Origin of the sequence: Streptomyces sp. A1136, assembly GCF_004795055.1 — a bacterium.
Lineage (GTDB): Bacteria > Actinomycetota > Actinomycetes > Streptomycetales > Streptomycetaceae > Streptomyces.
Genome location: NZ_SSBJ01000304.1, coordinates 1 through 560 on the forward strand (window position 1 = coordinate 1; position 560 = coordinate 560).

1 protein-coding gene is annotated in these 560 nt (G+C 74.8%); it reads right to left on the minus strand.

All coding sequences use genetic code 11. From position 1 onward, the window contains the following. Positions 1-375 (minus strand): TetR/AcrR family transcriptional regulator (locus E6R62_RS38725; protein ID WP_168714330.1); only part of this gene is annotated, 375 nt, incomplete at its 3' end. Positions 376-560: the final 185 nt, after the last annotated feature.

Below are 560 nucleotides of genomic sequence, written 5' to 3' on the forward strand. Positions count from 1 at the left end.
GGTCGCCCCGGCAAGGGCACCGGCGATCATCTCGGCGGTGGTGCGCTCGAACTCGGCGGCCCGCGTGCGCAGGGCGGGGGTGGACGCGATGATGCGCCAGCGCGCGAGCATGTCGTCGCGGTCCTCGGGACCCCACAGCGCGAGCCACACCGACGCGAGTCCCACCAGCCGGTCGCGGAGCGGCAGCTCCCTGGGCTGCGTGGACAGCAGCGCCACCATCTGCTCCGTGGTGGGGAGCTGCATGACGATGTGTTCCTTGCTGGGGTAGTGCGCGTAGAACGTCGGGACCGAGACGCCGCCACCGGCCGCGATCTGCCCGACGTTCACCCGCTCGAACCCGCGCTCGGCGAAGGCGGTGCGCGCTGCCGCGAGCACCGCCTCCCGGGTGTCCGGGTTGCCGGGGCGCCGGCCGGTCGGCCGGCCCTGGGGTGCGCTCAGCTCGTCCTCCTCCGCAGGGTCGCCGCCGCGAGCGCCAGGGCGACCAGCGCGGCGCCGGCGACGATGCCGATGTCGCGCCACATGATGCCTGTCTCCGCCGCCGACCTGCCGACCTCCTGGAG